19 protein-coding genes and 1 pseudogene are annotated in these 25,432 nt (G+C 71.5%); 7 read left to right on the forward strand and 13 right to left on the reverse strand.

All coding sequences use genetic code 11. From position 1 onward, the window contains the following. Window positions 1-172: 172 nt before the first annotated feature. Window positions 173-763 (forward strand): annotated as a pseudogene (locus tag IM697_RS31120) (carboxymuconolactone decarboxylase family protein); the annotation flags it as partial. 160 nt (window positions 764-923) lie between these two features. After that, entirely contained in the window at window positions 924-1,589 is a 666-nt protein-coding gene (locus tag IM697_RS31125) for a hypothetical protein (protein WP_194039416.1), read from the forward strand. Between the two features lie 57 nt (window positions 1,590-1,646). Here the strand turns inward: IM697_RS31125 and IM697_RS31130 are convergent, their stop codons facing one another. The 9 genes from IM697_RS31130 to IM697_RS31170 all read right to left on the reverse strand — a co-directional run bounded on the left by IM697_RS31130 (window position 1,647) and on the right by IM697_RS31170 (window position 12,822). After that, window positions 1,647-3,197 (reverse strand): NCS1 family nucleobase:cation symporter-1, encoded by a 1,551-nt coding sequence (locus IM697_RS31130; protein WP_194039417.1) that lies wholly within the window; start codon window positions 3,195-3,197, stop codon window positions 1,647-1,649. 124 nt (window positions 3,198-3,321) lie between these two features. Further along, entirely contained in the window at window positions 3,322-4,347 is a 1,026-nt protein-coding gene (locus IM697_RS31135; protein WP_194039418.1) for a TIGR03842 family LLM class F420-dependent oxidoreductase, read from the reverse strand. An 11-nt stretch (window positions 4,348-4,358) separates the two neighbouring features. Beyond that, a complete protein-coding gene (hydA, locus tag IM697_RS31140) occupies window positions 4,359-5,762 on the reverse strand; it encodes a dihydropyrimidinase (RefSeq protein WP_194039419.1) in 1,404 nt (467 codons plus the stop codon). A gap of 93 nt (window positions 5,763-5,855) precedes the next feature. After that, window positions 5,856-6,698 (reverse strand): nitrilase-related carbon-nitrogen hydrolase, encoded by an 843-nt coding sequence (locus IM697_RS31145; RefSeq protein WP_194039420.1) that lies wholly within the window; start codon window positions 6,696-6,698, stop codon window positions 5,856-5,858. A 155-nt stretch (window positions 6,699-6,853) separates the two neighbouring features. Beyond that, window positions 6,854-8,419 carry a PucR family transcriptional regulator gene (locus IM697_RS31150; RefSeq protein WP_194039421.1) on the reverse strand — a complete coding sequence of 522 codons (1,566 nt, stop codon included), beginning with the start codon at window positions 8,417-8,419 and terminating at the stop codon, window positions 6,854-6,856. A 48-nt stretch (window positions 8,420-8,467) separates the two neighbouring features. Then, window positions 8,468-9,751, reverse strand: coding sequence for an aspartate aminotransferase family protein (locus tag IM697_RS31155; RefSeq protein WP_194039422.1), 1,284 nt, complete (start codon window positions 9,749-9,751; stop codon window positions 8,468-8,470). Next, window positions 9,748-10,590, reverse strand: coding sequence for a nitrilase-related carbon-nitrogen hydrolase (locus IM697_RS31160; RefSeq protein ID WP_194039423.1), 843 nt, complete (start codon window positions 10,588-10,590; stop codon window positions 9,748-9,750). The genes IM697_RS31155 and IM697_RS31160 overlap by 4 nt, the downstream gene beginning before the upstream one ends. Before the next feature lie 191 nt (window positions 10,591-10,781). Continuing rightward, window positions 10,782-12,431 carry a hypothetical protein gene (locus tag IM697_RS31165; RefSeq protein WP_194039424.1) on the reverse strand — a complete coding sequence of 550 codons (1,650 nt, stop codon included), beginning with the start codon at window positions 12,429-12,431 and terminating at the stop codon, window positions 10,782-10,784. A gap of 130 nt (window positions 12,432-12,561) precedes the next feature. After that, window positions 12,562-12,822: a helix-turn-helix domain-containing protein gene (locus tag IM697_RS31170; protein ID WP_194039425.1), complete on the reverse strand. Its 261-nt coding sequence runs from the start codon at window positions 12,820-12,822 to the stop codon at window positions 12,562-12,564. 56 nt (window positions 12,823-12,878) lie between these two features. On the opposite strand from IM697_RS31170, the gene map reads away from it, so the two are divergent. Both map and IM697_RS31180 read left to right on the forward strand, forming a co-directional pair. Beyond that, window positions 12,879-13,646: a type I methionyl aminopeptidase gene (gene map, locus IM697_RS31175; protein ID WP_194039426.1), complete on the forward strand. Its 768-nt coding sequence runs from the start codon at window positions 12,879-12,881 to the stop codon at window positions 13,644-13,646. Window positions 13,647-14,320: 674 nt separating this feature from the next. Further along, on the forward strand, window positions 14,321-16,876 hold the full coding sequence (locus IM697_RS31180) for an ATP-dependent Clp protease ATP-binding subunit (RefSeq protein WP_194039427.1): 2,556 nt from the start codon (window positions 14,321-14,323) through the stop codon (window positions 16,874-16,876). Window positions 16,877-16,879: 3 nt separating this feature from the next. Here IM697_RS31180 and ggt read toward each other — a convergent pair whose 3' ends face one another. Next, window positions 16,880-18,679: a gamma-glutamyltransferase gene (gene ggt / locus IM697_RS31185; RefSeq protein ID WP_194039428.1), complete on the reverse strand. Its 1,800-nt coding sequence runs from the start codon at window positions 18,677-18,679 to the stop codon at window positions 16,880-16,882. A 119-nt stretch (window positions 18,680-18,798) separates the two neighbouring features. Between ggt and IM697_RS31190 the strand changes: the two genes are divergently transcribed. Next, on the forward strand, window positions 18,799-19,563 hold the full coding sequence (locus tag IM697_RS31190; RefSeq protein ID WP_194039429.1) for a hypothetical protein: 765 nt from the start codon (window positions 18,799-18,801) through the stop codon (window positions 19,561-19,563). Between the two features lie 115 nt (window positions 19,564-19,678). Beyond that, window positions 19,679-21,247: a CocE/NonD family hydrolase gene (locus IM697_RS31195; RefSeq protein ID WP_194039430.1), complete on the forward strand. Its 1,569-nt coding sequence runs from the start codon at window positions 19,679-19,681 to the stop codon at window positions 21,245-21,247. Between the two features lie 264 nt (window positions 21,248-21,511). Here the strand turns inward: IM697_RS31195 and IM697_RS31200 are convergent, their stop codons facing one another. After that, the gene (locus IM697_RS31200; protein WP_194039431.1) at window positions 21,512-21,919 is read right to left on the reverse strand and encodes a DUF6278 family protein; all 408 of its coding nucleotides are present in this window, start codon (window positions 21,917-21,919) and stop codon (window positions 21,512-21,514) included. Between the two features lie 204 nt (window positions 21,920-22,123). Between IM697_RS31200 and IM697_RS31205 the strand changes: the two genes are divergently transcribed. Further along, entirely contained in the window at window positions 22,124-23,890 is a 1,767-nt protein-coding gene (locus tag IM697_RS31205) for an SGNH/GDSL hydrolase family protein (RefSeq protein WP_194039432.1), read from the forward strand. Window positions 23,891-23,935: 45 nt separating this feature from the next. Here the strand turns inward: IM697_RS31205 and IM697_RS31210 are convergent, their stop codons facing one another. Then, entirely contained in the window at window positions 23,936-24,715 is a 780-nt protein-coding gene (locus IM697_RS31210) for an exodeoxyribonuclease III (protein ID WP_194039433.1), read from the reverse strand. Window positions 24,716-24,771: 56 nt separating this feature from the next. Next, window positions 24,772-25,407: an MBL fold metallo-hydrolase gene (locus IM697_RS31215; RefSeq protein ID WP_194039434.1), complete on the reverse strand. Its 636-nt coding sequence runs from the start codon at window positions 25,405-25,407 to the stop codon at window positions 24,772-24,774. Between the last annotated feature and the right edge of the window lie 25 nt (window positions 25,408-25,432).

Below are 25,432 nucleotides of genomic sequence, written 5' to 3' on the forward strand. Positions count from 1 at the left end.
CAGAGGCGACGGGGAGGCCCTGAACCATCACTCCGGTGGAGCAGGGGCCCCGCACGCTGGCACCGCACCCGGCGTCCCAGATCGCACGACAACGCTAACCCGAACGGCCCAACGCACTGCAAGCCCGGAGCCGATCATCACACGATCGAGCTAAGCCAGCCTCATATGCACCCCGCGCGAGCACGCCCCCGCCTACCTCGGCACCGCGCTCACCTTCCACTTCATCAACCGGATCGCGTCGGCCCTGCTGACCGAGAACCTGCTCCCGGCGGGCGCCCAGCGCTTCCGAGCCGTACGGAGCGTCGCGGGCCGCGCGCTGGCCCGCACCGTGCGCCGCCCCGCCCGCCCCGGGCACTCCCTCGCGCTGCTCGACGACATCGACCCCGGGGAGGCCCCCGCGTGGGCGGGCGGCACACCCGTCGGTCTCGCGTACGCGACGCTGCTCAGGGCGGCCATGCGGGGCGCGGGCCTGCTGGACGCCGACGACCACCATCTCCTGGAGGCCGCTCTCCAGGACTGGGACGGCGCGCATCCGCCGCTCGCCCTGGACGGCTTCCCGGATCGCCGGGAGCGTCCCGGGGCGCGGCTGGCGCTGCTGGCCGCCCTGGCGCCGTACCGCATCACGGACGAGGACGTGGCGGCCTGGCGCCGGCCGGAGCACACCGACCACTGTCTGGTGCACCTCATCGCATACGGCGCCTTTCTCGCCGTGGACCGCATCGAAAGCGCTATCTCCTCCCAAATCACCCAGGAGGCCCTGTAAAACCCCGTAACTCGCCCAGGTCACCGCGTAATTGGGACCCTTGCGTAATGGCGTCGGCACGGAGCGAGTTGGCACTTCCGCCCCACAGGGAGTCGTGTGACACTGGCGTCCCGTCCGCTGTGCGGACCCCCTCCGCACCGTCCCCCACGAAAAGTGCGCCGTGCGTTCTCTTCCCCTGCCGCTCGCCCTCACCGCGCGCCTGTCGCCCGTCGTCGTGCTCGCCGCGGCGGGCTGGGCGCTGTCGTCCGGCCCCGCCGCGACGCCGGCCGCCGAGGACCGGACGGCGACGCAGAAGACCGAGGCCGACTCGCCCTCGGCGCCCGCGACGGCGGCCGTGTCGAAGACGTACTCCGCCGCTCCCTCGCCCTGCGGCAGCCTCGCCGCGAAGTCGATCAAGGACCTCGTGCCGGGCGCCAAGCCGGCCGGCAAGGAGCTCCCGTCGACGGACTCGAAGCTGCGCCGCACCTGCTCGTGGAACGCGCTCAAGGGCTACGACTACCGCTGGCTGGACGTGTCCTTCGAGATCACGGCGTCGGACGAGGCCGCTCAGGAGTCCTTCAAGGAGCGCGTCGCGGCCAAGAGCGGCGGCGGCGACGTCCCCGGTATCGGCGACGCGGGCTACTCCGTCGTGAACCTCACCACCGAGGACAAGCAGCAGACCCGGGAGGGCGTGGTGATGGTCCGCTCGTCCAACGCGCTGGTCTCCATCACCTACAGCGGCAGTGACTTCGAGTCGAAGAAGGCGCCCGGCACGGACGAGATCAACAAGGGCGCGATCAAGGCGGCCAAGGAGGCGGTGGCGTCCTTGGAGGAGGGCAAGGAGTGACCGTCCTCCAAGGACGCCAAGGACGCCAAGGACTCCAAGGACTCCAAGGATGGATCATCAAGCCTCGGCGCGCTCCTTGCGGCCGCCCATCAGCACCACGTACAGCACCAGCGACGCGCCCAGGCCCACCGCCCAGCCGTAGTCGGCGAGCGGCTTGAGGAACGGGACGATTCCGTCCGCCGGGAAGGGGCCGGCCTTGTTGCCGTCGGCGTCGACGTTGGAGTACGAGCCGCCCACCGCGAGGACGGCGCCCACCGCGAAGGCCACCAGGGCTCGCCAGTTCCAGCCGGAGCCGTACCAGTAGCGCCCGCCCGCGGTGTAGAGGCCGGGCAGGTCCAGGTGGGTGCGGCGGATCAGCCAGTAGTCGGCGATGAGGATGCCGGCCACGGTGCCGAGAAGGCCGCCGACCGTGCCCAGCCAGGTGAAGATGTAGATGTCCGGGTTCTCGATCAGCTTCCACGGGAAGATGATCACGCCGACGAAGCAGGCGATGAGCGCGCCGGTACGGAAGCTGATGAGCTTCGGGGCCAGGTTGGACAGGTCGTACGCCGGGCTGACCAGGTTGGCGGCGATGTTCGTGGACAGCGTGGCGAGCAGCAGGATGAAGAGCGCGAAGAGCACGCCGACCGTGCTGTCCATCCGGGCCGCGAGCTGGCTCGGGTCCCAGATCGGCTCGCCGTACACGGCCTGCGCGCCCGAGGTGACCAGCACCGACAGCAGCGCGAACACGGCCATGGTGGTGGGCAGTCCGAGCGACTGCCCCCACACCTGGGCCTTCTGCCCGGCACCGAAGCGGGTGAAGTCGGGGATGTTGAGGGAGAGCGTCGACCAGAAGCCGATCATGCCCATCAGCGCCGGGAAGAAGACCTTCCAGAAGTCGCCGCCCCAGCCGAGCTGCGAAGGCTGGTCGAGCAGCGGCCCGAAGCCACCCGCCTTGTTCGCGATCCACACCAGCAGCGCCACCGCGCCCGCCAGCATCAGCGGCGCCGCCCAGTTCTCCAGCTTCCGCACCGCGTCCATGCCGCGCAGGATGATGACGATCTCCACGGCGAAGAAGAGCAGGAAGCACAGCCACTGCGTCCACGGATAGCCGCCCACCTTGCCGGCGTCGCTCCACCAACTGCCCGCGCCGAACACCTTCCCGGCGAGGAAGTAGATGGACTGCCCGCCGATCCAGGTCTGGATGCCGAACCACGCACAGGCCACCAGCCCTCGCAGCAGCGCGGGCAGATTGGCGCCGCGCACCCCGAAGGAGGCACGGGCCAGCACGGGGAACGGGATGCCGTACTTCGGTCCGGCGTGCCCGGTGAGCAGCATCGGCAGCAGCACGATGACGTTGCCGAGGGCGATGGTGAGCACGGACTGCTTCCAGTCCATGCCGAGCGCGACCAGACCGGCGGCGAGCGTCCACGACGGGACGTTGACCGCCATGCCGATCCACAGCGCGGCGAAGTTGTACGTCGTCCACCGCCGCTCGGCGAGCGGTACCGGGCGCAGGTCCTCGTTGGCGAAGGGACTGTCGGCGGGGAAGGCGTCGGGGCCGAGTTCGATCCGGCCGTCGGGGGCACTCAGGGTGCTGGGCGACCCCGTGGGGGCTATGTCGGTCATGAGCAGGCCAATCGATATGCGGGACGGGAAAGGCCGTGCGGGGGCCTTGGGCCCCTCCCGGGACGGCGGGAGGGGGAGCAAGGTGGGGGGTCGGGTGGAGCGGTGTGCGGAGGTGGTGTGTGCGTCAGGCGGCGTTGACCGCGGGGATGACCTTCTGGCCGTACGCGTCGATCACGGCTTCCTGCGCGTCGTGCATGTCGTAGACGGCGAACTGGTCGACGCCCAGCTCGCGCAGCGCGTGCAGCTTCTCGATGTGCTTCTCGACCGGGCCGATGACGCAGAACCGGTCGACGATCTCGTCGGGCACGAACGCCGTGTCGGGGTTGTCGGCGCGTCCGTGGTGGGAGTAGTCGTACCCCTCGCGGGCCTTGATGTAGTCCGTGAGTTCGTCGGGGACGGCGGCGGAGTGCTCGCCGTACTTGGACACCAGGTCGGCCACATGGTTGCCGACCATCCCGCCGAACCACCGGCACTGCTCGCGCGCGTGGGCGAGCGCGGCGGGCGAGTCGTCCTCGGTGACGTACGCCGGCGCGGCGACGCAGATCCTCACCTCGGAGGGGTCACGGCCGGCGGCGACCGCCGCGTCCTTCACGGCCTTGACCATGTACTCGGTGAGATAGAGGTCGGCGAGCTGCAGGATGAACCCGTCGGCCTCCTCGCCGGTCATCTTCAGCGCCTTCGGGCCGTACGCCGCCATCCACACCGGAAGTCGGGCGCCCTCCTTGATCCACGGGAACCGCACCACGGTCCCGCCGCCGAGATCGGCCTCCCCGCCGCTGCCCAGCGCCCGGATGACCTTCATGGCCTCGCTGATGCGGGCCAGGGTGTTGGGTTTGCGGCCGGCGACGCGCATGGCCGAGTCGCCGCGGCCGATGCCGCAGACCGTGCGGTTGCCGAACATGTCGTTGAGGGTGGCGAAGGTGGAGGCGGTGACCTCCCAGGTGCGGGTGCCCGGGTTGGTCACCATCGGGCCGACCGTCAGCTTCTGGGTGTTGGCCAGGATCTGGCTGTAGATGACGAACGGCTCCTGCCACAGCACGGCCGAGTCGAACGTCCAGCCGTACGTGAACCCGCTGCGCTCGGCGCGTTTCATCAGGCTGACGACCCGCGAGGCGGGCGGGTCGGTCTGCAGGACGAGTCCGAAGTCCATGTGCTCCGCTCCTAGTTGAGGTACTGGCAGGTGGAGCGGGGCGTGTAGACGCCGTGCCCGGCGTGGCCGGTGTACTCCCGCTCGGTGATGACGGGTTCGCCGCGCGAGAGGACCGTCTCGACCCGGCCGGTGGTGCGCTTGCCCTCGTACGCCGAGTAGTCGACGTTCATGTGGTGGCTGTCGGCGGACATGACCTGCTCCGCGCGCGGGTCGTAGATCACGACGTCGGCGTCGGCACCCGGTGCGATGGTGCCCTTCTTCGGGTACATGCCGAACATCCGGGCCGGGGTCGCGCAGGCGATCTCGATCCAGCGGCGGCGCGAGATGTGGCCGTCGACGACGGCCTGGTGCAGCAGGTCCATCCGGTTCTCGACGCCGGGAAGGCCGTTGGGGATCTTCGAGAAGTCCCCTCGCCCCAGCTCCTTCTGGCCGACGAAGCAGAACGGGCAGTGGTCGGTGGAGACGACCTGGAGGTCGTTGGTCCGCAGGCCCTTCCAGAGCTGGGCCTGGTGCTCGCGCGGCCGCAGCGGCGTCGAGCACACGTACTTCGCGCCCTCGAAGTCCGGCTCGGCGAGATTGTCGGTGGACAGGAACAGATACTGCGGGCAGGTCTCGCCGAAGACGTTCAGCCCCTCGTCGCGGGCCCGTGCCAGCTCGGCCACTGCCTCCATGGCCGAGACGTGCACGACGTAGAGCGGGGCGCCCGCGACCTGGGCGAGCTTGATGGCCCGGTGGGTGGCCTCGGCTTCGAGAAGGGCCTTGCGGACCTCCCCGTGGTAACGGGGGTCGGTCTCCCCCCTCGCCAGCGCCTGCTCGACCAGGACATCGATCGCGATGCCGTTCTCGGCGTGCATCATGATCAGTCCGCCGTTCTCGGCGGAGCGCTGCATGGCGCGCAGGATCTGGCCGTCGTCGGAGTAGAAGACGCCGGGGTAGGCCATGAACTGCTTGAAGGAGGTGACACCTTCCTCCACCAGCAGGTCCATCTCCTTGAGCGTCTCCTGGTTCACATCGGAGACGATCATGTGGAAGCCGTAGTCGATGGCGCAGTTGCCCTCGGCCTTGGCGTGCCAGCCGTCGAGGCCCTCGCGCAGTGAGTGGCCCTGGCTCTGTACGGCGAAGTCGACGATCGTGGTCGTACCGCCCCAGGCTGCGGCCCGGGTGCCGGTCTCGAAGGTGTCGGAGGCGAAGGTGCCGCCGAACGGCAGCTCCATGTGCGTGTGGGCGTCGACGCCGCCCGGGATGACGTACTTGCCGCCGGCGTCGATGGTCCGCTCGGCCGTCCAGGCCTCGGCGACCGGGGTGCTACTGGCGGCGAGGGCGGCGATACGGCCGTCCTCGATCAGGACGTCGGCGTGCATCTCGTCGGACGCGGTGATGACGAGGCCGCCGCGGATTACTGTTCGGCCGGTCATGGGTCCTCTCCCTCGGTGGTCACGTGCGGCTCGGTTGTGGCTGGTCGCGCAGTTCCCCGCGCCCGCTACGGGGCGCTGATGCGGCCGGTGCTGTTACGGCGCCGTCAGCGGGCCGTACGCACCCGGCGCCCGGTCCCTGTAGAACTGCCAGCGGTCGCGGACCTCGCGGAGCTTGGCCAGGTCCAGGTCGCGGACGACGAGTTCGGTCTCCTTGTCGCTCGCCACCTCGCCGACGAACTGGGCCTCCGGGTCCACGAAGTAGGTGGTGCCGTAGAAGTCGTTGTCGCCGAGGTCCTCCACCCCGACCCGGTTGATCGCGCCCACGAAGTACTCGTTGGCGACGGCCGCGGCCGGCTGCTCCAGCTGCCACAGATAGCGGGAGAGCCCGCGGGAGGTGGCCGAGGGGTTGAACACGATCTCCGCGCCGCCCAGGCCCAGCGCCCGCCAGCCCTCCGGGAAGTGACGGTCGTAGCAGATGTAGACGCCGATCTTCCCGACGGCCGTCTCGAACACGGGCCAGCCGCTGTTCCCCGGGCGGAAGTAGAACTTCTCCCAGAAGCCCTGCACTTGGGGGATGTGGGTCTTGCGGTACTTGCCGAGGTAGGAGCCGTCCGCGTCGATCACGGCGGCGGTGTTGTACAGGACGCCCGGCTGCTCCTCCTCGTACATCGGCAGGACGAGGACGATGCCCAGCTCCTTCGCGAGCGCCTGGAAGCGCCGGACGGTCGGGCCCTCGGGGATCTGCTCGGCGTACTCGTAGAACGCCTTGTCCTGCACCTGGCAGAAGTACGGTCCGTAGAACAGCTCCTGGAAGCACAGCACTTGAGCACCCTGCGCGGCCGCGTCGCGGGCCGCCTGCTCGTGTACCTGGATCATGGATTCCTTGTCGCCGGTCCACGCGGTCTGGAAGAGGGCGGCACGAATCACTCGGCTCATCGGGACCTCCGGTCGCTCGGTGTGCGAGAAGGCTAGGAAGTCCGGTCCGTCGGTTTGAGTTGCACGGTGTCACGTCTGGGGGCGTGCGGCGTGTCACGGTGTCACTCTGTCGTGGTCCCATGTTTCACCGCCGTTTTCCCAGGTCGTGGCAGGTTTCAACTCTGTTGCGCGTCGTGTGCGAGGAGTGCGATGTGCACGGATGCGGCCTGTTCGAAGTCGTCGAGGTCGACGCCGAGCCGCGTCTGTATCGCCTCCAGGCGGCGGTAGAGCGCGGGCCGCGAGACATGGTGGAGCTGGGCGGTGCGGGACTTGTTCCGGCCGGTGGCGAGATAGGTCCGCAGCACGGACAGCATGTCGTCGTCGGCCGTGCACAGCAGCCCGTCCAGCTCTCGCTCCGCGAAGGACTGCACATACGGGTCGTCGCGCAACAGCCGGATCAGGCCGCGCAGATGAACGTCCTTCAGGCGTACGACGGCCGGCAGGTCGAGGGCGGCCGTGGAGTCGGCGACGGCGTCGGCGACGTGCTGGGCCTCGCGCAGCCCTGCGGGCACGTCGTCCCAGGCGGTACGGGCGTCCGCGGCGGCCACGACGGCCTGGGCGGCCCCCGACTCCGTACGCACCCGGGCGGCGAAGTTCGCGGCGAGCACGGCGGCGTCCTGGTCCCGGGCGAGGCTGAGCAGCACGGCGGTGGCCCCGTCGGCGAGTTCGGCCACGATCCCGGACAGCCCCAGCATGCGCAGCACACGCTCCAGTTGGGGCGCGTCACCGTCCCGCACCACCAACGGCACGAAGGTGCGCCTGTTGACGGGCAGCCCGGCGGCACGCGCGCGCGGCAGCAGCTGGCGCGCCGGTACGACCCCGCTGACGAGGTCGGTCAGCAGGCTCTGCGCGGACTGCTCCTCCCAGGTGTGCGCGGAGTTGCCGCCGAGCATGCGGTGCAGGACGAGGGCCTCGGCGGCCCGGTCGGCGAGCAGTCGCCCGGTGGCGGTGTCGCCGCGGTGCCCGCACAGCACGATCTGCCCCCACCGCTCCCCGCGTCCGCCCAGTTCGGCCCGGATCCAGCCGTCGCCCTCGCGGCCGCCTGCCTGCCGGGCGATGCGCTCCCAGTCGCGCAGCACGTCGTCCACCGCCGGCCGCTCCCCCGCCGTGGCGAGGACCCGGTGGGCGAGGTTGGTGACGACGACGGGGCAGGCGCTGTGCGAGGCGACCTCGTCGAGCAGGCTCTGCAGCGGGGCACCGGCGGTGATGAGCGCGGTGAGCGTGGTCCGTACGGATTCGGAGAGGCTGACGGCGGCGAACTTCCGCCGCACGAGCCGGGACTGGACCTCCTCGGTCAGTTCGGCGAAGGGGAAGGGCCGGTGCAGGACGACCATGGGCAGCCCGCACCGCTCGGCGGCCCGGCGCATCACGTCCGGCGGGGCCGGGAACGCCCGGCCGAGACCGAGGACGACGGCCGCCGCCTCGGCCCGGTGCAGGGAGCGGATGTACTCGGCCTGCTTGTCCTCGTCCCCGGCGAGCAGCACGCCGGTGGTGAGCACCATCTCGCCGCCGGTGAGCATCACCCCGACGTCCGGCGCCTCGGCGACATGCACCCAGCGCACCGGCCGGTCGAGCTGACCGGCGCCGGCCACCACCTCGGGCTCCCCGGCCAGCACCCGCTCCAGGGTGAGGACCTGCCGGACCGACAGAGCGGGCTCCAGGGGTTCCGGGATGGTGGTCATGGCGGCGTTCCCTTACATGTGCTGCATGCGCGGCTCAGATGGGTCCTGCTAGAGGCTCCGCAGGGCGGTCTCGAGGATCGCGGCGCCCTCCTCGGCCTCCGCGACGGTGAGGGACAGGGGCGGGGCGATCCGCAGGGACGTGGTGTTGTGCCCGCCGCCCTTGCCGATGAGCAGTCCGCCGTCGCGGGCCGCCTCCAGCACCGCGGACGCGGCGGCGGGGTCGGCCTCGTCCGTGCCGGGCCTGGTCAGCTCGAGGCCCAGCATCAGGCCCCGGCCGCGCACCTCCCGTACGTGCGGCACCTGCGCGGCGACGGCCCGCAGCCGTTCCAGAAGCAGTCCGCCGACCCGCCGGGCGTTGCCCTGGAGGTCGTGTTCCAGCAGGTAGGAGAGGTTGGCGAGGCCGGCCGCCATGGTGATCTGGGTGCCGCCGAAGGTGGAGATGCTGTTGGCGTCCAGGCAGTTCATGATCTCGGCGCGGGCGACGACCCCGCCGATGGACATGCCGTTGCCGATGCCCTTGGCGAAGGTCAGCATGTCCGGCGGGCCGGACCGCGCATGCGCCTGCCAGCCCCAGAAGTGGTCGCCGGTGCGGCCCCAGCCGGTCTGCACCTCGTCGGCGATCCACAGGATGCCGTGCTCGGCGAGCACCTCGCGGAAGGCGGCGTACAGCCCGTCCGGGCCCGAGGTGAAGCCGCCGACGCCCTGGATGGGCTCGGCGATCAGGGCGGCGGGCGGGCGGGTGTGGCCGAGCAGGTCCCTCAGATCGTCGACGCAGGCCGCGATGAAGTCCTCGTCGCTCAGGGAGGCGTACGGACCACGGGTGCGGACCCCGCCGTGGACGTACAGCGTCTGCAGCGGGGACAGCGAGGTCGGCGACCAGCCGCGGTTGCCGGTGATGCCGACCGCGCTGAAGGAGCGGCCGTGGTAGCTGTTGCGCATCGCCAGGACCGAGTTGCTCTGCCGGTGGGCCGTCGCGAGCAGCAGGGCGGTGTCGTTGGCCTCGGTGCCGGAGGTGGTGAAGAAGACGCGGGCGTCCGGGATGCCGCTCAACTGGGCGATGCGCTCGGCGAGTTCGACCATGGGCCGGTTGAGGTACAGGGTCGAGGAGTGGATGATCCGCCCGGCCTGCTCGCTCACCGCCTTGGTGACCTCGGGCAGCGCGTGCGCGGTCATCGTGGTGAGGATGCCGCCGAAGAAGTCGAGGTAGCGCCGTCCCTCGGTGTCCCACACGTGGCGGCCCTCGCCGTGGGTGATCTCCAGCGGCTCCTCGTAGTACAGGGCGAGCCAGTCGGGCATGACGGCTCGGTGGCGTCCCAGCAGGTCCTTGGTCACGGCTGCACCAGTCCTTCGTAGGCGTCGGGGCGGCGGTCGCGGTAGAAGGCCCACTGCTGCCGCACTTCGTCGATCAGGTCGAAGTCGAGGTCGCGCACGACGAGTTCCTCGCTCTTGTCGCTGGCGATCTCCCCGACAACCTGCCCACGTGGATCGACGAAATAGCTCGTCCCGTAGAAGTCGTTGTCGCCGTACGGCTCCTGGCCCACCCGGTTGATGGCGGCGATGAAGTACTCGTTGGCGACGGCCGCCGCGGGCTGCTCGAGCTGCCAGAGGTAGGCCGACAGGCCGCGCGAGGTGGCGGACGGGTTGTAGACCAACTGGGCGCCGTTGAGCCCGAGTTGCCGCCATCCCTCCGGAAAGTGGCGGTCGTAGCAGATATAGACCCCCACCTTCCCGACGGCGGTGTCGAAGACCGGCCACCCCACATTGCCGGGCTTGAAGTAGTACTTCTCCCAGAACCCCTTGACCTGCGGGATGTGGTGCTTGCGGTACTTGCCGAGGAAGGTTCCGTCGGAGTCGATCACGGCGGCGGTGTTGTAGTAGAAGCCGGAGCTCTCGACCTCGAAGACGGGCACGACGACGACCATGCCGGTCTCGCGGGCCAGCTCCCGCATACGGCGCACGGTGGGCCCGTCGGGAACCGGCTCGGCCCAGCCGTAGTGCTCGGGCTCCTGGACCTGGCAGAAGTAGGGAGCGTTGAAGACTTCCTGGAAGCCGATGATCCTGGCGCCCTGCCGGGCCGCCTCGCGTGCGTGCTCCTCGTGTTTCGCCACCATGGACTCGGTGTCGCCGGTCCAGGTGGCCTGGACCAGAGCGGCGCGTACGACGTTGGCCATGAGCTGCTCCTTCGACGGGACGTCAGAGCCTCTACGCCCGTAGAGGGGGGCCGTAGAGGCTCGAAAGTAAGCCCCTGGGACAGCCTTGCCAAGACTGTCGCCGTTAACCCGCCGAGTCGATCAGGTTTCACCCTCCTGTGGGTGATGGATGGGGCCGGTGGGAGGGCTGTGACGGCGCGGCGCCGGACGGGTCAGGCCGTGACGCCGGCGACCCGGAGAGCGTGGACGAGATCCCACTGGCGCTCGTCGGAGACGCCTTGGGCGGCCTCCAGCAGGAGCGGTACGAGGGTCTTCGGGTCGGGTGCGACGCTGCGGGCGGCCTCCTCCGGGGTGCGCATGCGGACGTACGCGTCGAGCAGCGCGCGGACCTCACGTCGGCGCCCCTTACCGACCAGCCCCAGCACGGCCTGCCCGATCTCGGGCGCGGGCCGCAGCACGCCCTGGCGCAGGATCTGCTCCCCGTCCTCGGCCCGCCCCGCCACGGTCAGCGCGTCGGCGGCGGCGACCAGCCGCTCGGCGGGCAGCGAGGCGGCCTCCCACAGCAGGGTCGCCCAGTCCGCCCCGAGCCCGGCGCGCCGCATCTCCGCGGCCAGCAGCGGCAGGCGTACGGCGGGCCAGTGCGCGGCCTCGACGAGCAGCACATGCGCCTCACCGCTGCGCCCCTCGCCCCGCAGCCGCACCAGCGTCTCCACCGTCCCGGCGACCTCCCGTAGGTCCGCCGGGTCCAGCGCCTGGGCCTGCGGCTCCGCGGGCGGCACGGCGGCCTCCTCGGCGCCGGCCCCGGCGAACCGGGCTCCGCGCGGGGTGCGGCGGCTGGTGACGGCGGTCTGGGCGGGGAGGGTGGGCTGGTCGGTCGGTGGTACGACGACGGGGGCGGCCTCCTCCTCGGCGATCCCGGCGAAGCGGGCGCTGCCCCGGCGGCGTTTGCGCTGCTTGGGGGTGGGTTCGGGGGTGCTCGACGGGGCCGGGGCGGGGTTCTCGGGCGCTGCGGGGGCGGGGGTGCGCCGCGCTTGCGGCCGGTTGGACGCCGCGGTGGACTCCACGGGAGCGGCGTGGCCCGTCGGATCCGCGGCGTTGTGGCCCGCGGGCCGCCCCCCGGGGCCAGGGCTTTCCGTCACCCCCGCACGAGAGTGCCACTCACCCTCGTCGCCGACCGAGCCGCCGCCTCCACGCCCCTCGTCGCCGTCCCGACCGCCCCGGAACCGGTCACCACCGGGCCCGTCTCGCTCGCCCCTCTCACCCCTCTCGCCCCTCTCGCCCCGCTCATCGGCGCGGAAGACGGCTCCCTCCCCCGCCCGCTCCCGCCGTATCTCCGGTCCCCGTGCGCCCGCCGCCCGCCACTCCAAGTCGGCCATCCGCCCCCGGAGTTCGGCGCACCGTGCGGTCGCGCGTTCGTGGTCGTCGCGGGCCCAGGCGAGGTCGAGGCGGATGGTGTCGGCCTGCTCCCGGGTGGTGGCGGAGGCGAGCAACCGTCCCAGTTCCGCCTGCCGTTCGGCGGCGTAGCGCTGTTCGCGGAGCATCACGTCGAGGCGGTCCCCGAGGGCGTCGCGCCCGCCGGGACGGGCGTCGTACGCGGCGAGGGCGGCGGTGTGCAGGGCGCGGGCGCGTTCCGTCTCGGGGGCGGCGCCTCCGGTGCCGTACTGGGCGGCGAGGTCGTGCAGCAGGGACTCCACCACGTCCCAGGGCGGGACTTCCCGGCCGTCGAGGCAGGCCCGCATGCCCTCCGGATCGCGCTGCCAGAACACCCCGCACCAGCCGCCGCCTTGATCCAGGCGCGCCATGAGGCCGTCCAGGTAGTTCACGAACTCCCGCATCCGAGCCGGGAGTTGATCCACTGACATCTCAACTCCCGCCAGACCGGAACACTCCGGTCCGTTAGGCAACACCAACCGTGTTACGGGCGCGCTACGGGAAGTTTTCGAATTGAACGCAGAGTACGCCCCAACTGCCGGAACGTGACGTGCGTGATCGTCAGGCGGCGGCCTCTACGACCGGCGCGCAGCGCCCGACCAGCTCGTCCATCGACAGACCGAGGGTGTCCGCCAGCGCGGCCACCGTGAAGAACGCCGGGGTCGGCGCCCGGCCGGTCTCGATCTTGCGCAGCGTCTCGGCGGAGATGCCGGCGCTCGCCGCGACCTCCGCCATGCTGCGGCCGCCACGGGCCTCGCGCAGCAGCCGGCCGAGCCGCTCGCCGCGTTCGCGCTCTTCCGGGGTGAGAGGGGTGCGCACCATGACACCTATTCTAATACCGCACCCCACCCCATTCAAATACCGGTATAGTAATTGGCATGGTGGAGTTGAAGACGGACAAGTCGATCGATGCGATGTACGAGGCCGGGCAGGTCGTCGGGCAGGCCCTGACGGCCGTGCACAAGGCCGCCGACGTGGGGGTGTCCCTACTGGAGCTGGACGAGCTGGCACGCGAGGTGCTGCGCGGGGCCGGGGCGTCGTCGCCTTTCCTCGGCTACCGCCCCTCCTTCGCGCCCGTCCCCTTCCCCGCCGTCATCTGCGCCTCGGTGAACGACGCGATCGTGCACGGCATCCCGACCGGGTACCGGCTGCGCGACGGCGACCTGGTGTCCATCGACTGCGGTGCCGAACTGGGCGGCTGGGCGGGCGACTCGGCGATCAGCTTCACCGTCGGCAGGGCGCGTCCGGCCGACGTACGCCTGATCGAGACGGCGGAGCGGGCCCTGGCTGCGGCCGTCGAGGCGGCCGTGGTCGGCAACCGCATCGGCGACATCGCCCATGCGATCGGCTCGGTGTGCCGGTCGGCCGGGTACGGCATCCCGGACGGCTTCGGCGGGCACGGCATCGGCCGCAAGATGCACGAGGATCCGTCGGTGCCGAACGAGGGCCGCCCTGGGCGGGGCCTGCCACTGCGGCACGGCATGGTCCTGGCCATCGAGCCGATGGTCATCGCGAGCGGCCGCGACGGCTACCACGCGGCCCCCGACGGCTGGACCCTGCGCACGAACGACGGCTCCCGCGCGGCCCACACGGAGCACACGGTGGCCATCACGCAGACGGGACCGCGGATCCTGACGGCACGGTGAACGGGGGCGCGGCGGCACCGACCCTTGGGACGCACTGAGAAGGCCCGCAGGGGGCGCCACGACGGAGACGGACGCCCCCCGCCTCCCCGCTCCAAGGGCCCCTGGCCACCGCTCGAGCGGCGACGACGACTCCCGCGCGGCCCACACGGAGGACAGGGTGGCGATCACGCAGACGGGCTGCGGATCCTGACGGCACGGTGAACGGGGGCGCCAGGGGCGCGGCGCCTGAAGGCACGCTGAGCAGGTGTACCCGGGGCGCGGCTCCTTGGAACACGCCGAGCAGGTGCACCCGGGGTGCGGAGGCTGAGGACGGGCTGAGCAGGGGCACCGGGCCGTGGCCCCTGACGGGCGCACCGAGCAGGTGCGCTGGGGGCGCCGAGGCGTAGGCGGACGTCCCCACCTCCTCCCCCGAAGGGACCCCGGCCACCATTCGCGCGGCGACGACGACTCCCGCGCGGCCCCGGCGGCCGCACCCTGCGCACGGACGAAGGCGGCCGCGGAGCCGCGGCCGCGCACCCCCGCCCTCCTTGAAGGTGCCCCCGGCCACCGTTCGTGCGAAGGTGTTCTACGAACGCGCGGCCAGGTGTAACCGGCTTTCGCCCGGGTTACCCGATTCCGGCACGTCGATCAGCGAGGGCGACCCTGCCCGCGCAGGGACGCCGGATGGGAACGCCATGACCAGCGGCTTCAGTGGTCCCGAGGACTACGACCCCTTCGGAGAATTCCTCGCCCGCTTCTTCGGCGGACCGCGCCCCGGGCCCCGGCAGATCGATATCGGCCGGCTGCTCAGTCAGCCGGCCCGGGAGCTGGTGCGGGGCGCCGCGCAGTACGCCGCCGAGCACGGCAGCCGGGATCTGGACACCCAGCATCTGCTGCGCGCCGCGCTGTCCGCCGAGCCGACGCGGAGCCTGCTGACGCGGGCGGGCGCGGACCCCGACTCGCTCGCGACGGAGATCGACGAGCGGTCGGGCCCGGTCCAGCACCCGCCGGGCGAGGCCCCGCCGCCGACGTCGCTCTCCCTCACCCCGGCCGCCAAGCGCGCCCTGCTGGACGCGCACGACCTGGCCCGGGCGCGCGGTGCCGGCTACATCGGCCCGGAGCATGTGCTCAGCGCCCTCGCCGCGAACCCCGACTCGGCCGCCGGGCACATCCTGAACGCGGCCCACTTCGCCCCGTCCGGCAGGCCGCCCGAGGTCCCCGACGCCGACCGGCCCCGAGCGCCCCGAGTCGACCAGCGGCCCCGCGTCGACACCGGTACGCCCACCCTCGACAAGTACGGACGCGATCTCACCGACCTCGCCCGCCAGGGCCGTATCGACCCGGTGATCGGCCGGGACGAGGAGATCGAGCAGACCGTCGAGGTGCTCTCCCGGCGCGGCAAGAACAACCCGGTGCTCATCGGTGACGCGGGCGTCGGCAAGACCGCGATCGTGGAGGGCCTGGCGCAGCGGATCGCCGACGGCGACGTGCCCGACGTGCTCAGCGGGCGCCGGGTGGTCGCACTGGACCTGACCGGCGTGGTGGCCGGTACCCGCTACCGGGGTGACTTCGAGGAGCGGCTCACCAACATCGTGGACGAGATCCGCTCGCACTCCGACCGGCTGATCGTGTTCATCGACGAGCTGCACACCGTCGTGGGCGCCGGAGGCGGCGGCGAGGGCGGGTCCATGGACGCCGGGAACATCCTCAAGCCGGCCCTCGCCCGCGGCGAACTGCACGTCGTGGGCGCGACGACGCTGGAGGAGTACCGCAGGATCGAGAAGGACGCGGCGCTCTCCCGCCGCTTCCAGCCGATCATGGTTCCCGAGCCGACGACGGCGGACGCCATCGAGATCCTGCGCGGGCTGCGCGACCGTTACGAGGCCCACCACCAGGTCCGCTACACCGACGAGGCGCTCGTCGCCGCCGTGGAGCTGTCCGACCGCTATCTCACCGACCGCCGGCTGCCCGACAAGGCGATCGATCTGATCGACCAGGCGGGCGCCCGGGTGCGGCTGCGCGCGCGGACCAAGGGCACGGACGTACGGGCCATGGAGCGCGAGGTCGAGCAGCTGACCCGGGACAAGGACCAGGCCGTCGCCGACGAGAGCTATGAGCAGGCCACGCAACTGCGCGACCGTATCGTCGAGTTGAAGAAGCGCATCGTGGACGCCTCCGGCGACGAGGAGGTCGACGAGGGCATGCACCTGGAGGTCACCGCCGAGGCCATCGCCGAGGTCGTGTCCCGCCAGACCGGCATCCCGGTGAGCAGTCTCACCGAGGAGGAGAAGGACCGGCTGCTCGGTCTGGAGGAGCATCTGCACGAGCGGGTCGTCGGGCAGGACGAGGCGGTGCGCGTGGTCTCCGACGCGGTGCTGCGCTCGCGCGCCGGACTCGCCAGCCCCGACCGGCCGATCGGCAGCTTCCTCTTCCTCGGCCCGACCGGCGTCGGCAAGACCGAGCTGGCCCGGACGCTGGCCGAGGCGCTGTTCGGCAGCGAGGAGCGCATGGTCCGTCTCGACATGAGCGAGTACCAGGAACGGCACACCGTCAGCCGCCTGATCGGCGCCCCGCCCGGCTACGTCGGCCACGAGGAGGCCGGACAGCTCACCGAGGTGGTGCGCCGGCACCCGTACTCGCTGCTGCTGCTGGACGAGATCGAGAAGGCCCACCCGGACGTCTTCAACATCCTGCTGCAGGTGCTCGACGACGGCCGGCTGACCGACTCCCAGGGCCGGACCGTCGACTTCACCAACGCGGTCGTCGTGATGACCAGCAACCTCGGCTCGGAGGCGATCAGCCGGAGCGGCGCCGGGATCGGGTTCGGCGCGGGCGACCGAGAGGCCGACGAGGAGGCGCGGCAGGAGCGGATCCTGCGGCCGCTGCGCCAGCACTTCCGGCCCGAGTTCCTCAACCGCATCGACGAGATCGTCGTCTTCCGCCAGCTCACCCCCGACCAGCTGGAGCGGATCACCAACCTGCTGCTGGACAAGACGCGACGGCGGCTGCACGCCCAGGGCGTCTCGGTCGACTTCACCGGCGAGGCCGTCGACTGGCTCTCCGAGCGCGGCTACCAGCCCGAGTACGGCGCGCGCCCACTGCGCCGCACCATCCAGCGGGAGGTCGACAACCAGCTCTCCCGGCTGCTCCTGGACGGCCGGATCGGCGAGGGCGGCCGGGTGACGGTGGACGTGGAGAACGGGCGGCTCGCCTTCCGCACGGAGGACCTGCCGCCCGCCCCCGAACTCTGAGGCCTACGACGCCGGCCGCACCACCATGGCCGAGCCCCCGCCCCGCCGTACCTTCTCGGCGGCGGCGAGCCACTTGCCGCCCGGCAGCCGCTGTACGGCCGTGGCGGCGCCGATCTCGGGGTTGAGCCGGAAACCGTGCCCGATGGCCTCGAGGCGGGCCCTGAGCGGGCTGCCGTACAGGCCCGGTTCGAGTTCGGTGGTGGTCTGGTTGCGCTGGCTGGCGCGCGGCGCGGCGATCGCGTCGACCAGCGGCAGGCCCCGGTCGAGGAATCCGGTCAGGGTCTGCAGCACGGTGGTGATGATGGTCGCGCCACCGGGTGAGCCGAGCGCCACGACCGGCCTGTCGTGCCGGTCCAGCACGATCGTCGGCGCGATGGACGAGCGCGGCCGCTTGCCGGGGCCGGGCAGGTTCGGGTCGTGGACGGCCGGGTTGGCCGGGGTGAAGGAGAAGTCGGTCAGCTCGTTGTTGAGGAGGAACCCGCGGCCGGGCACCGTGATGCCGCTGCCGCCGGTCTGCTCGATGGTGAGGGTGTAGGCGACGACGTTGCCCCACCTGTCGGCGACCGTGAGGTGGGTGGTGCTGTCGCCCTCGTACGTCGTCGGGGCCGCCGTGCCGCCCGCGGAGCAGGCCGCCGGATCGCGCGGGTCGCCCGGCGCGAGCGGGCTGGTGAGCACCGCGTCGTCCTTGATCAGGCACGCGCGCGAGTCGGCGTACCGCTGCGACAGCAGTTCCTTCGCCGGTACGTCCTCGAAGGCGGGGTCGCCGACCCAGCGCCCGCGGTCCGCGAAGGCGATGCGGGCGGCCTCGATGTAGCGGTGCAGGTACCGGACCTCGCTCGCCTTGTTCAGGTCCGTGTTCTCCAGGATGTTGAGGGCCTCGCCGACGGTGGTGCCGCCGGAGGAGGAGGGCGCGATGGAGTAGACGCCGAGTCCGCGGTACGACGTCCTGGTGGGCGCCTGGAACTTGGCGCGGTAGGCGGCGAGGTCCTTGGCGGACAGGTCGCCGGGGCGGGCGTTCCAGCCGGAGCCGGGGTCCACGGGCGGCTTGTTGACCGTGTCGACGATGTCCTCGGCGATGTCGCCCCGGTAGAGCGCGCCGACGCCCTTGCGTGCCAGCTCGGCGTAGGTGCGGGCGAGGTCGGGGTTCTTGAAGGTGGAGCCGACCGCCGGCGGCGCCCCGTTCGGCAGGAACAGCTTCGCGGTGTCCGGGAAGTAGCGGAACCGGGTCTCGTTGGCGGCGGTCTGCGCGCGGAAGGTGTCGTCGACGGTGAAGCCGTCGCGGGCGAGGCGCTCGGCGGGCGCGAGCACCGACCCGAGGCTTCTGCTCCCCCACTTCTGCAGCGCCTGCTGCCAGGTGGCGGGCGTGCCGGGGGTGCCGACGCTCAGGCCGCTGCTGACGGCCTCGGCGAACGGGATGGCGGTGCCGTTCTCGACGAAGAGCTCGGAGTCGGCGGTCAGCGGCGCGGTCTCGCGGCCGTCGATGGTGCGCACCGTACGGGACTTGGCGTCGTAGTAGACGAAGTAGCCGCCTCCGCCGATGCCGGCCGAGTAGGGCTCGGTGACGCCGAGCGCGGCGGCCGTGGCGACGGCGGCGTCGACGGCGTTGCCGCCCCTGCGCAGGACCTCGATGCCGGCCGCGGAGGCGTCCGCGTCGACGCTGGCGACCGCGCCGCCGTGGCCGACGGCGACCGGGACCTTCTGGACGGGGCTGTCCGGGGCCGTCGGGGGCGCCGCCGCGCCCACCGACACCACGGCGGCCGAGACCGCCAGGACCGACAGTTTCCGCACGACAGGGCGACGCATCCGCACCTCCAGTCAGGGACCGTTCGCGCAGCCTATTCGATCGGCATGCCCCCGTCAGCCAGGCCTCGTCCGGCCTTCGTCGAACACGGGTTTGCGTTGGCCCGCTAGCATGCGCGCCCATGAATGACGACGTACGCAACATCGTGCTGGGCGTGGTCGCGGCCGGCATCAGCGCCACGCTCGGCTGGCTGGCCCGCACGTACTTGTGGAAGCGCAAGCTCCGCCGCAAGCAGGCGTTCCTCGGGCTGCCGCAGAACTCGGAGTCCCTGCTCGTCGTCAACCGCGACCCGGCCACCTCCGAGCCCGCGGTCCACCGGTTCGACGTGTTCGCGCTGCTGGAGCTCGCCGCCCTGATCAAGGACTGCGGGGCGCATCTGCAGATGGTGACCCAGGACAACGTCCAGCAGGGCTTCGGTGAACGCACCGAGTTCTGCGTCGGCGGGCCCGGCTCCAACCGGCGCATGCTGGCCCACATGGCGGCGATGCTGCCCGGGGTACGCGTCAACATCGACCCGGAACCGGGACCGGACCGCGGCGCCTTCCAGATCGGCGGCGAGCGCTACCGGATGGATCCCGGTGTCACGGAGTACGTCCTGCTGGCCCGCCTCACCGCGGGTGAACGGCGCGAGGCGCGGCCGGTGTTCCTCTTCTGCGGGCAGCGCGCCATCACCAACCAGGCCGCGACCCGCTATCTCGCCCGCAACCACGAGCGGCTGGCCCGCAAGCACGGGGACAAGTCCTTCGTGCTGCTGCTGAAGGTCGTCAACTCGCAGGCCTACGGCCCGGACGTGGTCGAACTGGTCGCGGACGTCACACGGGCCGCGCAGACCGCCCCGCCGGCCACGGAGGCCGTTCCGGCACGCAACTCACACCGTGCCTCCTGAGGTCCGCCATATTCCACTAATCGTTACTGGCACGTAACTTACCCACGGGTTACTTGCGGTAAGAGGCCCCGGTTACCGTTCGGTCACTTTGCATTGACACGAGTGAGGAGTGACCGTGGGAACCCAACGCAAGGCCCTGCGTACGACCGCCGTGGGCGCCGTCTCCGCGACCCTGGTCGCCGGTAGCGCCCTCGGGCTCGCCCCCGCCGCACAGGCGGCCCCGAGCAGCGTCCGCTTCGTCGACATCACGGGCGACGGCGGCACCACCCTCAAGGCGAACGTCGTCACTCCGGCCGGCGCCGACGGCACCCACCGCTACCCGCTGCTCGTGCTGCCCACGAGCTGGGGCCTGCCCCAGGTGGAGTACTTCGCGCAGGCGCAGAAGCTCGCGAACTCGGGGTACGTCGTGGTCAGTTACAACGTGCGCGGGTTCTGGCAGTCGGGCGGCGAGATAGAAGTGGCGGGCCCGCCCGACATAGCCGACGCGTCCAGGGTGATCGACTGGGCGCTCACCAACACCCCGGCCGAGTCCGAGCACGTCGGCATGGCGGGCGTCTCGTACGGCGCCGGCATCAGTCTGCTGACCGCCGCACACGACAAGCGGGTCAGGGCGGTCGCCGCCCTCAGCGGCTGGGCCGACCTGATCGGCTCGATCTACGCGGGCCGCACCCAGCACGTCCAGGCCGCCGGGCTGCTCGACGGCGCGAGCCTGGTCACCGGCCGCCAGAGCGCCGAACTGCGGCAGATCTTCAACGACTTCTACGCCTCCAACCTGTCCAAGGAACAGGACATCATCAACTGGGGGAAGAAACGTTCGGTCGCCACATATGTGGACCAACTCAACGACAGCGGCGCAGCGGTCATGATGGCCAACGCCTGGGGCGACACGGTCTTCCCGCCCAACCAGTACGCGGACTTCTACGAGAAGCTGACCGGCCCCAAGCGGCTGGAGTTCCGTCCCGGCGACCACGCCACCCCCGAGCTGACCGGGCTGTTCGGCCTGCCCAACGACGTGTGGAAGGACACCGAGCGCTGGTTCGACCGCTACCTCAAGGGCGAGGACAACGGCATCGACCGCGAGCTCCCGGTCCAGCTCAAGTCCCGCTCCAGCGGGGGCTACGAGGGCTACCCGGACTGGAAGTCGGTGGGCGCGACCGACAGGAAGATCGCCCTCGGCGGCACCAGGACGATCCGCACCAACATCGACTCGGGGGCGAACGGCGGCGTCGTCTTCCTCTCCAGCATCCTCGACCAGGTGGCCCAGCTGCCCCCGATGGCCTCGATCCCGCTGCTGCCCCGCCGCTGGGCGGCCGTGTGGCAGTCGGAGAAGTACCCGACGGCGCAACGCGTGCGCGGCACCACGAAGTTGCACACCACCGTCACCCCGACCAAGGAGAGCGGCACCCTCGTCGCCTACCTCTACGACGTGGGCCCGCTCGGCCTCGGCAAGCTGGTCAGCAACGCGCCGTACACCTTCCACGGACGAACGCCCGGACAGCCGTTCGGCGTCGACCTGGAGCTGTACTCCACGGCCTACGACGTCCCGGCCGGGCATCGTCTCGCCCTGGTCGTCGACACGGTCGACCCGCTCTACATCGAGCACAACCCGTCCGGCGCGCGGCTGACCTTCTCCTCACCGGCGAACGACCCGTCGTACGTGTCGATTCCACTGCGCGAGCAGTGATCTCCGGCCGGCGCCGGACGGGTATGGCTCTGTGACTGCTGCCCCCTGCTGCCCCTGGACCCAGGGGCCGTGGGGGGATCCCCACCCGGCAGCAGCGCCCCTGGGGACGGACGGAACATCGTAGTCGAGGTCGGACACGGCGAGGATTTCGGCGTAGTGATGGCCGCAAACTATCCAGACAAGAGCGAACCTAGTGCGCGACACGCACTTTTCGGACATAAGCCGTATTTATCTATCCCTTATGCCGATCCATGGCGCAGGACCTCACTCCTCCGCGACCTCCGCGTACAGCTGCGACAGCTCGGGCACCCCGCTCGCGGCCCACTCCCGCCCCGATGTCACGACGTCGAACTCCCGGCCGGACGCGAGCCGGACGACCGGCTGGCCGTCCGGCCAGATCTCCCAGGCGGCCCCGGGCACGGTGCGCACGATGACGGTGCCGAGGTACAGCCCGGCGTCGTTGCCCAGCCACGGCAGCACCTCCTCGTCGTCCCGCCAGCGCGGAATCAGCTGATCGAGGGCCTCCAACGAGGCGGCGGTGTCGTCGAGTTGGATCCCGGCTCTGGACGCGTGGGAGCGCAGGAGTTCGCACTCGGCCAGGAGTTCGGCGATGCCCTCGGGGTCGGGAGCCCCGCGCTTCTCGGGCCGGTGGCCCAGAAAAGGGATCTTCATATCCACAGCGTGTCATTCGCACTGCCGAACGCACCACAGGCGCGCGGGCCGCCGATTCCGGTCGAGTTCACGCCGACTTCTGGCATGGCTCGTTGACGGGTCACGGGTGCCTCTCTAACTTCTCCCTGCGTCTTGCGTCCCGCCTGAACCTGTCATGCGCAGTCATACGCAGTCCTGAGCGGTCGTGAACGGGAGGAGTCGGCAGTGCGCCGATGTGTGTGGATCTCCGCGGTCGTCCTTGCCCTCTTCGCGGCCCTGGTGCCGAGCGTCTCCGCACAGGCGGCGGGCGAGCGCGGAGCCGTGCCGCTCCCGCTGGAGCGGCTCTTCGACAACATGGCCGTCAGTGACGACACCCGGCCCACCGCGGCCAACTTCGACGGGTCGGGCGCCTCCCTGTCGGCGCAGGACCTCGCGGCCGCCGGCTGGACGGCCGGCCGCGCGCTGACCGTGCAGGGCGCCAGGCTGACCTGGCCGAACCGACAGCCGGGCGAGCCGGACAACGTCCTCGCCGCCGGTCAGGACGTGCGGATGCGCGGCCACGGCGACGCGCTCGCCTTCCTGGTGGCGGGCACGGCCGGCGTCGACGTCGGCGGCGCCGGGACGGTGCTGTACGCCGACGGCGCCCGGTCCGCCTACCATCTGACCGCCTCCGACTGGCGCACCGGCCCGCTCGCCACCAAGGCGGTCGCCCTGCCGCACATCAACACCCCCGGCGGCCAACTCGCCGAGCGCGCACGGCTGTACGTCGTCACCGTCCCGCTCCTGCCGGGCCGCGAGGTCGCCGCCGTACGGCTGCCGCAGGCCACCGGGCTGCATGTGTTCGCGGTGGCGGTGCGCGCCCCGGCCCCGGGCTGGACGGGGAGTTGGGCGACGGCGACCGGCGGCTACCCGACCGTGGGGCCGTGGACCGACCGGACGCTGCGCCTGGTGGTGCACACCTCGGTGGGCGGGCCGCGGGTGCGGCTGCGGTTCGACAACACCTTCGCGGCGGGGCCGGTGCGGATCGGCGGCGCCACGGTGGCGGTGCAGCGGGCGGGCGCGGCGGCGAAGTCGACGCCGGCGCGGGTGTCGTTCCGGGGCGCGGCGGGCGTCGAGATCCCGGCGGGGGCGCAGGCGTACAGCGATCCGCTGGGCTTCGCCGTGCCGGCGGACGCCAATCTGCTGGTCAGCTTCCATCTGCCGGGGACCGTGCCGGCCGCGCCCGTGCACCGGCTCGCGCAGCAGCGGTCGTATGTGAGCGGGCCGGGCGACCACACCGCGGACGTGTCCGCGGCGGCGTACGGCACCGTTCTGACCAGTTGGCCGCTGCTGACCGGCGTCGACGTGGGCGGTGGACCGGGGTCCGTGGTGCTGCTGGGGGACTCGATCACCGATGGCGACAAGTCGACGGTGGACGCGAACCGGCGGTGGCCCGATGTGCTGGCCACACGGCTGCTGAAGCAGAGTGTGGTCCCGCGCTATGGGGTGCTCAACCAGGGGATTTCGGGCAACCGTGTGGTCTCCGACCGCTACCCCGGGGACGGGGTCTCCACGGACACGGCCGGGGTGAGTGCGCTGTACCGGTTCGACCGGGATGTCGTGGCCCAGACGTCGGTGCGTACCGCGGTGGTGTTCGAGGGCATCAACGATGTGCGCTGGGGCACGACCTCGGAGCAGGTGATCGCCGGGCTGCGCGCGATCGCCGACCGGGGGCATGCACGGGGGCTGCGGATGCTGGCGGCGACGATTCTGCCGTGCGAGGGGGAGGCGCGGTGCACGGCCGCCGTCGATGCGGAGCGCTCCGCGGTGAACGCGTGGATCCGCGGTGCCGGGGTGTTCGACGGCGTCCTCGACTTCGACACCGTCGTCCGGGACCCGGCACGCCCTTCCCGGATGCTCCCCGCGTACGACAGTGGAGACCATCTGCATCCTGGGGATGCGGGGCTCGCGGCGCTGGCCGAGTCGGTGGACCTGAGGGTGTTGGTTCCTTGACCGGCGTCGCGGTGGCCGTTTGGGCTGGATGTCGCCGACCGGCGCCTACACATCCAGGTCCACCACCACCGGCGCGTGGTCCGACGCGCCCTTGCCCTTGCGCTCCTCGCGGTCGACGTAGGAGTCGGTGACCGACTTGGCGAACGGCTCGTTGCCGTACACCAGGTCGATGCGCATGCCGCGGTTCTTGGGGAAGCAGAGCTGGCGGTAGTCCCAGTAGGTGTACGGGTGGTCGTACTTCAGGGGGCGCGGGACCACGTCGGTCAGGCCGGACTCGCGCAGGGAGGCCAGGGCGGCGCGCTCGGCCGGGGTGACATGGGTGGAGCCCTCGAAGACGGAGCGGTCGTAGACGTCGTCGTCCGTCGGCGCCACGTTGTAGTCGCCCATCACCGCGAACGGGCGGCTGCCGCCCGCGTCGCCGGCGACGGCGGCCTTGAGGGACTCGAACCACTGGAGCTTGTAGGCGTAGTGGGGGTGGTCCACCTCACGGCCGTTGGGCACGTACACCGACCAGACGCGGATCGGGCCGCAGGTCGCGGAGATGGCGCGGGGCTCCACGACGCCGTCGTAGCCGGGGTCGCCCGGCAGGCCCTTGACGACCTCCTTGAGGCCCACGCGGGAGAGCACCGCCACGCCGTTCCACCGGCCGGTGGCGTTGACCGCCGCCTCGTAGCCCAGGTCGCGCAGCGGGTCGAACGGGAACTGCTCCTCGGCGACCTTGGCTTCCTGGAGGCAGAGCACGTCGGTGTCGCTGCTCTCCAGCCAGGACAGGAGCCTGGGCAGGCGGGCGGTGATCGAGTTCACGTTCCAGGTGGCGATGCGCATGTCTCACAACCTACCGGGCGGGACTGACAACCCGGCCCCGCCCGGGGTGGCACCGGTCACAGCTCCGCCGAGTCCCCCGGCGTCAGGCGCAGATGGGTCGAGCCGCCCAGGCCGCCGATCTGGCGGTCGTAGATCGGGCGGGCCAGGTCGGTGAGCAGCGCGTCATGGATGTCGTAGGCGCGCTGCGGCTTGACCTCGCGGACGTAGTCGATGACCTCCGCGATCTTGTTCCAGGGCGCCATGACCGGGAGCATCAGCGTCTCGACGGGGTGGTCGGGCACGGTGAGGGCGTCGCCCGGGTGGAAGACGCGGCCGCCGTCGATGAGGTAGCCGACGTTGGTGATGCGCGGGATGTCCGGGTGGATGACGGCGTGCAGTTCGCCGTGGACCTGGATGTCGAAGCCGGCGGTGGTGAAGGTGTCGCCGTGGCCGACGGTGTGCACACGGCCCGGGAACGCCGCCGAGATCCGCTCCGCGACGGACTTCAGCGTCCAGATCCCGGCGGCGGGGTTGGCCTCCATGGCCGCCCGCAGCCGGGCCTCGTCGAAGTGGTCGGGGTGTTCGTGGGTGACGAGGATCGCGTCGGCGCCGACCGCGGCGTCCTCCTCGCTGAACCCACCGGGATCGACGACGAGCGTCTGTCCGTCCTTCTCGAGGCGGACGCAGGCGTGCGACTTCTTCGTGAGCTTCATGGGTCCATCCTGGCGCGCCCCCGTT

It is taken from the genome of Streptomyces ferrugineus (genome assembly GCF_015160855.1).
In the GTDB taxonomy this organism is placed as follows: domain Bacteria; phylum Actinomycetota; class Actinomycetes; order Streptomycetales; family Streptomycetaceae; genus Streptomyces; species Streptomyces ferrugineus.

Coding starts and splice junctions, on each gene's coding strand:
- IM697_RS31180 (WP_194039427.1), top strand. CDS start 14,321: ATGACCAGCGGCTTCAGTGGTCCCGAGGACTACGACCCCTTCGGAGAA.
- IM697_RS31210 (WP_194039433.1), bottom strand. CDS start 24,715: ATGCGCATCGCCACCTGGAACGTGAACTCGATCACCGCCCGCCTGCCC.
- IM697_RS31190 (WP_194039429.1), top strand. CDS start 18,799: ATGAATGACGACGTACGCAACATCGTGCTGGGCGTGGTCGCGGCCGGC.
- IM697_RS31145 (WP_194039420.1), bottom strand. CDS start 6,698: ATGAGCCGAGTGATTCGTGCCGCCCTCTTCCAGACCGCGTGGACCGGC.
- IM697_RS31150 (WP_194039421.1), bottom strand. CDS start 8,419: ATGACCACCATCCCGGAACCCCTGGAGCCCGCTCTGTCGGTCCGGCAG.
- IM697_RS31135 (WP_194039418.1), bottom strand. CDS start 4,347: ATGGACTTCGGACTCGTCCTGCAGACCGACCCGCCCGCCTCGCGGGTC.
- IM697_RS31200 (WP_194039431.1), bottom strand. CDS start 21,919: ATGAAGATCCCTTTTCTGGGCCACCGGCCCGAGAAGCGCGGGGCTCCC.
- hydA (WP_194039419.1), bottom strand. CDS start 5,762: ATGACCGGCCGAACAGTAATCCGCGGCGGCCTCGTCATCACCGCGTCC.
- ggt (WP_194039428.1), bottom strand. CDS start 18,679: ATGCGTCGCCCTGTCGTGCGGAAACTGTCGGTCCTGGCGGTCTCGGCC.
- IM697_RS31165 (WP_194039424.1), bottom strand. CDS start 12,431: ATGTCAGTGGATCAACTCCCGGCTCGGATGCGGGAGTTCGTGAACTAC.
- IM697_RS31215 (WP_194039434.1), bottom strand. CDS start 25,407: ATGAAGCTCACGAAGAAGTCGCACGCCTGCGTCCGCCTCGAGAAGGAC.
- IM697_RS31160 (WP_194039423.1), bottom strand. CDS start 10,590: ATGGCCAACGTCGTACGCGCCGCTCTGGTCCAGGCCACCTGGACCGGC.
- IM697_RS31130 (WP_194039417.1), bottom strand. CDS start 3,197: ATGACCGACATAGCCCCCACGGGGTCGCCCAGCACCCTGAGTGCCCCC.
- IM697_RS31170 (WP_194039425.1), bottom strand. CDS start 12,822: ATGGTGCGCACCCCTCTCACCCCGGAAGAGCGCGAACGCGGCGAGCGG.
- map (WP_194039426.1), top strand. CDS start 12,879: ATGGTGGAGTTGAAGACGGACAAGTCGATCGATGCGATGTACGAGGCC.